This is a genomic window from Pandoraea sp. B-6 (genome assembly GCF_000282835.1).
GTDB lineage: Bacteria > Pseudomonadota > Gammaproteobacteria > Burkholderiales > Burkholderiaceae > Pandoraea > Pandoraea cepalis.
In genome coordinates this window covers 1-296 of record NZ_KB290568.1, presented here as the reverse complement: position 1 = coordinate 296, position 296 = coordinate 1, and the positions used below count along the sequence as shown (strand labels likewise).

1 pseudogene is annotated in these 296 nt (G+C 71.3%); it reads left to right on the top strand.

Annotated elements, in window-relative coordinates:
* Positions 1-296, top strand: a pseudogene (locus tag A985_RS26815) (type IV secretion system protein VirJ); the annotation flags it as partial.

Sequence of the window (296 nt, the reverse complement as noted above, 5' to 3'; positions counted from 1 at the left end):
CGCCGCCCATTCTCGTCGGCGACGGCGTGGGCGGCACGTTCGCCTATGCGATGCTTGCGCAGGCGGGTAACGATACGTTCTCCGGCGCGCTGTCCGTCGACTTCTGTCCGGTATTGCCGATGTCCCGGCCGTTGTGTCAGGGCGAGGGGGTGCACTTCGGACGCGGTATCACGCACACGGCCGGCGGCGCGCCGATGCGATTGCTGCCCGCGCCCGTCATGAGCGCACCATGGGTGGCAATGGGCGGGCCGGTCGGCGGACCCAACGCGCGCGCGCCGCGCTGCCCGGATCACGTG